This window comes from Gammaproteobacteria bacterium, from assembly GCA_027296625.1.
In the GTDB taxonomy this organism is placed as follows: domain Bacteria; phylum Pseudomonadota; class Gammaproteobacteria; order JAKEHO01; family JAKEHO01; genus JAKEHO01.
Map to the genome: position 1 here is coordinate 1 of JAPUIX010000076.1, position 8,349 is coordinate 8,349.

At 55.2% G+C, this 8,349-nt stretch carries 5 protein-coding genes; 3 read left to right on the forward strand and 2 right to left on the reverse strand.

Annotation, left to right across the window (positions count from 1 at the left end; all coding sequences use genetic code 11):
- Positions 1–179: 179 nt before the first annotated feature.
- The 3 genes from O6944_04240 to O6944_04250 all read left to right on the forward strand — a co-directional run bounded on the left by O6944_04240 (position 180) and on the right by O6944_04250 (position 5,557).
- Positions 180–2,099: an adenylate/guanylate cyclase domain-containing protein gene (locus O6944_04240; protein ID MCZ6718349.1), complete on the forward strand. Its 1,920-nt coding sequence runs from the start codon at positions 180–182 to the stop codon at positions 2,097–2,099.
- A 288-nt stretch (positions 2,100–2,387) separates the two neighbouring features.
- Positions 2,388–4,655, forward strand: a complete 2,268-nt coding sequence (locus O6944_04245; GenBank protein ID MCZ6718350.1) for a CHAT domain-containing protein — start codon at positions 2,388–2,390, stop codon at positions 4,653–4,655.
- 140 nt (positions 4,656–4,795) lie between these two features.
- A complete protein-coding gene (locus tag O6944_04250; protein ID MCZ6718351.1) occupies positions 4,796–5,557 on the forward strand; it encodes a DUF928 domain-containing protein in 762 nt (253 codons plus the stop codon).
- Between the two features lie 431 nt (positions 5,558–5,988).
- Here O6944_04250 and O6944_04255 read toward each other — a convergent pair whose 3' ends face one another.
- Together O6944_04255 and O6944_04260 are read right to left on the reverse strand one after the other, a co-directional pair.
- Positions 5,989–7,749 carry a ShlB/FhaC/HecB family hemolysin secretion/activation protein gene (locus O6944_04255; GenBank protein ID MCZ6718352.1) on the reverse strand — a complete coding sequence of 587 codons (1,761 nt, stop codon included), beginning with the start codon at positions 7,747–7,749 and terminating at the stop codon, positions 5,989–5,991.
- 191 nt (positions 7,750–7,940) lie between these two features.
- Positions 7,941–8,349, reverse strand: a 409-nt coding sequence (locus tag O6944_04260) for a hypothetical protein (protein MCZ6718353.1), incomplete at its 5' end; no start/stop codon positions are given.

The window sequence follows — 8,349 nt, forward strand, 5'->3', positions numbered from 1 at the left end:
CGCCGGTTTTAGCTTGAAAGACTTCCATGACCGACTACTCTCGGCAGGATCAATTGCGTTGCCACTAGTGATTCGGCATGTATTTGGTGACAGTATGTGGGCCGCGGTTAAGGGTATGGTATTTAGTGATGTAGTGGTCGAAACGGCATGACGACTGGTGGACCTTAATTCTGACTTCCGTGCGCACACTCTTACGATCGCCGCTGCTTGCCGCTCTACTAGTCAGCATCGCAGTTTTTCTCGGTATCGTCGGGCTGCGCAACACCGGAAGTTTTGAAGGGCTGGAACTCGCTGCCTACGATTGGTCGATTCGCTTACGACCATCTATTTCTGAGCCGTCTGATCGCATCGTCCTTGTTGCCGTCACTGAACGCGATATCCAAAACCAAGGGCGCTGGCCGTTACCGGATGCGATTATCGCGCGTGTTTTGAAATTGATTGGTCAATACAAGCCGCGCGCCATCGGCTTAGATATCTATCGAGACATCCCCGTGCCACCGGGCCGAGATCAGCTCAATGCAGTGCTGACAAGCGACCCCAGCATTATTGCAGTGATGAAATTCGGCGGTGGCACACAAGCAGGCGTACCACCACCGCGTGTGCTCGCTAATACAGACCAAATAAGCTTTAACGATGTTATCGTCGATCCCGGGGGTATCGTTCGGCGCGGCCTGCTTTTTTTGGATGACGGCAGGACCGTGTTCCATTCGTTTGCCCTGCGTCTCGCTCTGACCTATCTGCAGGCCGAGGGGATCGTGCCACAACCGGATCCCGTTCATCCGCAGCACATACGGCTTGGAGAGACCACCGTACGTCCGTTCGAAGCAACCGATGGCAGTTATATCAATGCCGATGCAGCGGGATATCAGTTCTTGCTTGATTATCGCCATGCGCCGCATTCATTTCCGTCGTTTTCACTAACAAGTCTGTTGGCGGGGGAAGTTAAGCCCGAAGGTCTAGCGGACAAGATCGTACTTATCGGGGTTACGGCAGAAAGCGTTAAGGACCTGTTTTATACACCTCACAGTCGTGCGCTGTACGTGAATCAGGAGATATCAGGAATCGAGCTGCATGCGCATATCATCAGTCAACTTCTGAGGTTTGGCTTAGATGGTGATGCTCCCCTAAAGACAGTAAGCGACAGCACGGAAGTACTCTGGATTCTAGTGTGTGGCATTTTAGGTGGTGTCGTAGGCCTGCGCATTCGTTCATCTTGGCGCTTCTCGTTGGTTGCAGCCGGTGGTCTCACCATCCTGGCTATCGTTGCCTACACGTCGTTTCTGTCTGGCATCTGGGTGCCTATCGTACCGCCTGCGATTGCGTGGATCTTGTCCGTCGCGCTCATCACCGCCTACATGGCCAATCGCGAAAAACAACAGCGGTCGGTGCTCATGAACCTGTTTTCGAGACACATTTCTGCCGATCTTGCAGATGCCATCTGGCGGCAACGCGATGAATTCTTCCAAGGGGGCCGACCTCGCTCGCAAGAGCTGACCGCCACAGTTATGTTCACGGATCTGCAAGGGTTCACCGCGATATCTGAAAAGCAGACCCCGCAGGCTTTGATGGATTGGCTGAATGACTATATGGAAACGATGACTCCACTCGTGATCGATCATGGGGGTGTGATTCTCAGGTTTATCGGTGATGCTATTATGGCAGCGTTCGGAGTACCGATCGCACGGACGACGGAGGCAGAGATGCAAAGGGATGCCCTAAACGCAGTGCATTCGGCACTTGCTATGCAGCGTATGCTTATCGAGCTCAATGCTCGTTTGCAGGAACAACAACTACCGATGATCGGCATGCGCATCGGTATTTTCACCGGACGGATGGCGGCCGGCAGCATTGGCAACGCTCAACGACTTGAGTACAACGTTCATGGCGATACCGTCAACACTGCGGCAAGGTTGGAGAGTTTCGACAAAGACAGTTTTGTGCCTGATTATCTCAAGAGCCCCTGCCGTATTCTTATTGGTGAGGCCACACGGAATTATTTGGATGAAAAGTTCGAGACACAAGGCGTGGGCCAGTTGCAGCTGAAGGGTAAAGACCAAAAGGTAGCTATCTATCGCGTGATCGGCCAAAAGCAGGAATGACCACCAAACCTTGGCGTGGTTGATGTGACATTTCCCACAAAAACACCCTGATTTGTACGTCTACTTACTTGCCCTCAGACGGGAAATTCCGTAGGCTGAAAAGCGAGACGACAGGTAAGTTCCTACCGCATGTTTCCGCTGGTGGGATTGGCCAAGGTGGAAGACCGAACCGCACATCATGCTTCCAACCCACAGTTGGCACGAGATCGTGCCACTGCGAATAGGATAGTGTTCGGCCCGACCACAGTTCCCCGGCTCTCCAGTTCGATTTCCTTGTGCTCGCTGTTGTTGCTCCTCTTTATAGGTGTGTTGTCGGTGTCTGCTTTTGCGGCTAGCCGAGCGTCGCCTGCCGAATGGATGGAGGCGGGGACCGGCTGGTACCGGATCGGCGATTTCCAGCAGGCGCTTGTGCATTGGGAGCGGGCCGTCGCTGAATACAAAGCAGCCGGAGATCTCGAAGGGCAGGGGCTCGCCCTTGTCCAGGCGGCCGAGGCCCATCTCGCCTTGGGGCAGCACCCGAAGGCATTCGATAACCTCCAACGCGCCCTGGCGCTGGCGGAAAAAGCAGGCAACCCATCCCTAATGGCAATGGTGACAAGCAGTCTCGGCAACGCCTATCTATTCGCGGGTCGTGAGGCAGAAGCCAAGCAGTTGCTGGAATCCAGCGTCGAGCTCGCGACCAAAACCGGTAATCCCGGTGTTGTCGCGTCGGCGCTTAACAATCTAGGCGGCCTGCTCGCATCGAAAGGCAGTTTTAACGATGCCGCATCGGCCTACAAACGTGCACGTGATGCCGCCGGAAAGGCTGGTAATGCCGGCCTGGCCCTGCGCGCATCAATAAACTTAGCACGTATCTTGGTCGATACCGGTCAGCGCGAAGAGGCGGGTGAGTTGCTTGCCGTTGTTCAAAAAGAGATAAGGGCGCTCCCCCCCTCACACGACAAGGCTTATGAGCTGATAAGCGCCGGCCGTCTTTACGTTCGATTGTCATCGTCCGGTAACGAAGGTAGCGACCAATGGAGAGCACAGGCACACAAGGTACTCAACTACGCACTTGTAGTTGGCGAGGTTGCCTACGACAAGCGCGCGCAGTCGTATGCGCTGGGGTACCTCGGGCAACTCTATGAACAGGTAGCGCAATATGAGGATGCGGCCCGACTCACGCAACGCGCCATCGTTTTCGCGGAACAGTCGGGTGCGCCGGAGATCCTCTACCGTTGGCAATGGCAAGCTGGGCGCGTGCTTAAGTCACAGGGTAGGACTGAAGACGCGATCCTTACCTACCAGCGTGCTGTTTACACGCTGCAAACGATTCGCCAGGACCTGGCCGCTGGTTATGGCGGTATTCGTACATCGTTTCGCAAGTCCGTCGGGCCGGTGTTCTTTGAGCTGGCGGACCTCTTGCTACAGCAATCCGCGTCGGTGTCCGATGCAAAGAAGGTAGAACAATATCTCGTAGATGCACGCGATACGGTGGAGCTTCTCAAGGGCGCCGAGCTTGAGGACTACTTCCAGGATGATTGTGCTGCCGCGTTTAAGGCAAAGACTGCGGGTATTGATCAGTTAGCGCCGCGTACGGCTGCCCTCTATCCGATCATATTGCCGGATCGCACAGAGCTCTTGCTCAGTTTACCGGATGGTCTAAAACGGTTTACCGTGAACGTTGATGCGCAAACCCTAACCAGCGAAGTTCGAATGTTTAGGCGGCGGTTGGAGAAACGAACCACTCACCAATATCTGCCGCATGCACAGCGCCTGTACAAATGGATCATCGGGCCTATCGAAACGGAGCTGACGAACCAAGCGGTTGATACACTCGTCATTGTGCCCGATGGTGCGCTGCGGACGATCCCGATGGCGGCATTGCACGATGGCAAACAGTTTCTAGCGGCGCGCTATGCGCTCGCAACAACCCCAGGTTTAACCCTAACTGACCCGCGCCCCATCAGGCGGGACAAGGTGCAAGTGCTACTCAGTGGTCTCAGTGAATCGGTGCAAGGATTTCCTGCACTTCCGAATGTCAGCCAGGAGCTCATGACCATCGAAGAACTATATGGTGGCACCGTCTTACTGAACAAAGACTTCATCGTTCCGAAAATGGAGCAAGCACTATCTGAGAAACCATACTCTATTGTCCATATTGCATCACATGCACAGTTCGATGCTGATGTTGCCAAGACGTTTTTGCTGACCTATGACAGCAAGCTAAGCATGGACTCGCTCGAGAAATTCATAGAGCTTACTACATTCCGAAAGGATGCTGTCGAGTTGCTTGTGTTAAGTGCCTGCCAGACTGCGGCCGGCGACGACCGAGCGGCGCTTGGGCTTGCCGGCATTGCGGTAAAGGCCGGCGCCCGCAGCGTGCTTGCCACGTTGTGGGTGGTTAACGATCGGGCTTCAGCGTTGTTGGTGTCTGAGTTCTACCGGCAGCTTCAGGATTCATCGACATCCAAAGCGAAAGCGCTTCAGCGAGCTCAGCTATCGCTCCTAAAGGACCGGCGTTATCGGCATCCTGGTTATTGGAGTCCGTTTTTGCTCATCGGCAACTGGTTGTAGGTGCAGGGCTTGGAAATGCCGCCGGGATTGCGATTTCTTCAGCTCGGTGTGAGAAATACCACAACAGTAGGGGCCAAGGGCGTGAGGTGGATCGGAAACCGGCGTAGGCTTGTATTAGAGCTAAGGCAGGAGAACAAGCCATGAAGATCATTTCGTCCTCACCCAAGTTTATAAGCTTTGCGGTGGTTGTTGTCTTAGTTGGAGTATCCACGCACACGTTCGCTGCATCGGGCGAACAATCAGCTGTGACCTCGGATTCTGCGTCGATCAAGTCGGCAAGCGCGGCACCGATATTGACGTACAGGCCTCCGTTGCGTGGTGCGCCGACGACACGCGTTGGCGGCGGTACGCGGAGTTCGAGCTATGCGTTATTGACATTGACGGCCCTAGCTCCCAACCATACGGGTTATACATTCAGCGACACGCCGACACTGTATTGGTACGTTTCCAAGGCCATTAATCTGCCGATAGAAATCACCCTCACTGTTGAAGAGACGACAGAGCCGTTGCTTGAAGTGACGCTTGATGCGCCGATCCAGAACGGGATTCACGCGCTGCGCTTAAAAGATCACGGTATGTCTCTCAAGCCGGGCGTGGAGTACCAGTGGTTTGTGGCCGTGGTCAGAGACCCTGATCAGCGATCGAAGGACATTCTTGCTGGCGGGTCGATTAAGTGGGTAGCGGCGTCGCAAGCGGTTCAGGCGCGACTCGATGAGACAGGCAAGGTCGATTGGCCGTCGGTCTACGCAGAATCCGGGCTCTGGTACGACGCGGTAGAAGGAATCTCCAAGCTCATTGATGCAGACCCAGCCGACCTCAAGTTGCGCGAGCAACGCGCTTCGCTGCTGGACCAGGTTGGCCTGGTGGAGGCGGCGGCTTACGATAGAAACAGGAGTAAGTAGTTCCTGGACCGGCGCCGGTAACCGTGCTGGCCCCACATGGAACACGGAGCACAAACCCTGACACTCGGACTTAGCTTTGAGTCTTTTGGTTTATTCGCCCCTTCGGTCAAGCCGAGGACAAGGGCGGCCGAAACGCGGCCCCGTTAGGGGGCCGGGGAAGGAAACCCGGCGTCCGTCCGCGGGCACCATGGATGTGCCCTCGGCGGACCCATTGAGGCAACCGTCGGTCCGAGGTTGCCCACCACGTATTTGAGTGGTGGGCCGAAGAGCGCGGGGGAGCGTTTGTTTGGTTACTTTCTTGTCGCGACAAGAAAGTAACCCGCGTACGGGGCCGGCGCCCCGGTAATACATTGTCGCCGAAGGCGACTCACGTGTTCGGGAGAACGTCCTGGTGCCGCGAGTTCAGCCAACCGACAGGTAGTGTAAAGGTTTCAAAACACCCGGCCCACTAATCTAAAGTGCACACCATCATCCTGCAGCGTGTCGCTGGGATTGTCGATGTCGTCTAGGGCTTCGGCCCAGTAAAGTTCTGCATGAAATTTGGGGTGCGGGTTCCACAGGATCCCTAAGCCTATACTCTCGATGCTGTCGGGATCAGGGTTCGGAGCATCCTTGTTCTCCGCCCGACCGGCATCGACAAACGCCGCAAGCTGTAAGTTGCTCTGACCGGATTCAGAGCGAAAGATCGGCATGCGGAACTCGAACGAAACGGCGTACCCCTCATCGCGCACGAGCTGGTTCTGGCGATAACCGCGGACACTGTCAATGCCACCGACAGCAAATTTCTCCAAAGGCAGCAGTGGATCATCGGAGAGTTGGATATCGGCGCGAAAGATAATCTGATGACCGGCATCTCCTAGTCGCCGCGCCCACTGGAACTGCCCAAGCCACGTCAGGAACTCGCTATCAGGTGTGTTATCGTTAATTGTTGCGCCGAAGGCATCGATTCCGAAGCTGAACGCTGAGCGCGCCGCCATCACCTGATTTTGGCTTCGACTCAGCCAATCTTGGCTGAATCTGAGGACCGCCACATCACTTTCACCGTCCTGCGCACCAGGTGAGAAGGAAAACGGTATGTCGAGCAGAAACGTATCGCTACTTCGCCGCTCGAGCGCAAATCCCAGGGTGAACTGCTTGTTTGGGGTCCGGTACAAGGGGTGGGCGAGCTCAATGCCGATGGTTTCGCTTTCGCTTTCAACATCAATAGCGTCAAAGGGTTCTTCGACGACCTCAGATTCGCTCTTATCGTAGCGCAGGCTCAGCGTCGTATCCTTGACCGTAATAGGTAGCGTGTAGTTGAGGGCAAGATCGTCGCCGATGGCATCGAGGCCTTCGGCAAAGCCAACTTCACCACTGAGTACATCCCCCCGACCGGCAAGATTGCGATAACTCCCTTGCAGGAACAAACGTGCCTCGCCGATGCTCGGAGATAGTTCGTTATCCAGACCAATTTGTAACTCGTAGGGTGACTTTTCGAAAACGCGGGCCCGCAATATCGCCTCGCCCGGGCGATCGCCCGGTGCTAGTTGGGCGTTAATACGATCTACTAGCGGGCTTTGCAGCAGGATTTGCAAACGTTCCTCCAGGTCTTTGACGTTTAGCGGTGGGCCTGCGCCAAGGGCCAATCGCCGGCGGAAATAGTCCGGGCGAAATCGGTCAACGCCTTCGATGTCTATACGCGCTAACCGTCCTTCGATGATTTGAATTTGAATAATGCCATCGGCAACTTTTTGGTCTGGGATCATGGTACCGGAGTTAATGTAGCCCCTATTGACATAATAGAGTGTCAGACGTTGGCGTAACTCCTGGAGTTCTTCATTGGTAATCTGGCGGTTTTCGAATGATACGGTGACTTCTCGAAGCTCTTCGTCGGAAAAGACGGTGTTACCAATGAGATCAAACTGGCGCACAAACACGCGCGCGGCAAACGGCGCTCGCTCCTCCGGCGCGGGTTTTACTGGTGGGAGTTGAAGCTGTGGTACTTCCGGTTTTTCAAATTCAGGCAATGGCGGGCGTTCATCGCTGGGCCGTCTTTCGATGATCGAACCTGCCGGCGGCGTTGAGACCTGGGCGCAAACCGAGTTACTGACGAAATACGCGACGACTATGCAGACAGGCGCTGCATGCCGAAGTAGCTGTTTCTTACAGTGCTTGAAACTAGATGCAACCGAGATACCGCTGGTCTTTTCCATTGGTCCTCCCGAGTTCCAACCGCCCGCTGCCAAGACCCGGCTATGGAAAGTAGGGCTAGCTTCGTTCTACTGGAGCGGTTGGGTTTCATTCTATTATGCTCGCATACTGTGTTATTAATGGCTGTGGCATTTACCACAATGGCCGAAACCATGATTGGTGGCTTAGCGGAGCGCTTCTCGTAATTCCTTTGTTATTGCCGACATCCGAAGGCAGCTAATGTCAGTGTGTGCATGTTTGTGTCCTCATGCCAAGTGTTGGGTATTTTGGCTGACTTGATCGCAGCTTCCGCCAATCCCGTAGCATAAACGCTCGGTAGATAACCGTCGGGATCAATCGGTGTGCCGCCCCGGCCCGCCACGATAAAGCTACTCTGCCCCTCGCGGTTACGGGCGACGCAACGCTCGGGTAAGAGGCTACTCGCATCGAGAAACGATTCGGGCAGCGCCGTAATGCTACCGGCGATATCGGTATCGGGCGAGTCGATCACGATGCTGCCGGCGATGCTCTGGGTCGAGGAGGCCTGGATCACACTATCGGGAGTGGCAAAGAAGTTGCCGGCGACGATCCTTATATTGCCCCCCGGTCCGCCGAAGGCATTG